At 61.5% G+C, this 335-nt stretch carries 1 protein-coding gene; it reads right to left on the reverse strand.

Translation table 11 applies throughout. From position 1 onward, the window contains the following. Window positions 1-234: hypothetical protein (locus E1182_RS31845; RefSeq protein ID WP_207921594.1), on the reverse strand; the 234-nt coding region annotated here is incomplete at its 3' end. Window positions 235-335: the final 101 nt, after the last annotated feature.

Raw genomic sequence — 335 nt, forward strand, 5'->3', positions numbered from 1 at the left:
CCGCTGAGAGGCACGCAGAGCCCGCTTGCGACACGCATCGTTGTGGAACCGCTTCGGAAGCCCACCGGAGTGCGTACGGGCTTCCAGGGGCGATCCGCAGCCCTCACAGTTCGGCGCGTCTACCTGGGTCGTCTCCTGCTTGTCCCGCGTGCCGAACTCAATCCGGGGCTCCGCGCCCAGGAAGGCAACCGCCTGGAAAGTCGCGGCCTGGTCCACGATGAACGTCTGCGGCATGGTCTGTTCCTCCCAAGGTCTATGCTCTAGCCTTTAGAGCATCGAGTGAAGTCGACTCTAGTCATTAGAGACGAGACCGTCAAGGGAGTAAATCTGATGTC

It is taken from the genome of Micromonospora sp. KC721 (assembly GCF_004348355.1).
GTDB lineage: Bacteria > Actinomycetota > Actinomycetes > Mycobacteriales > Micromonosporaceae > Micromonospora.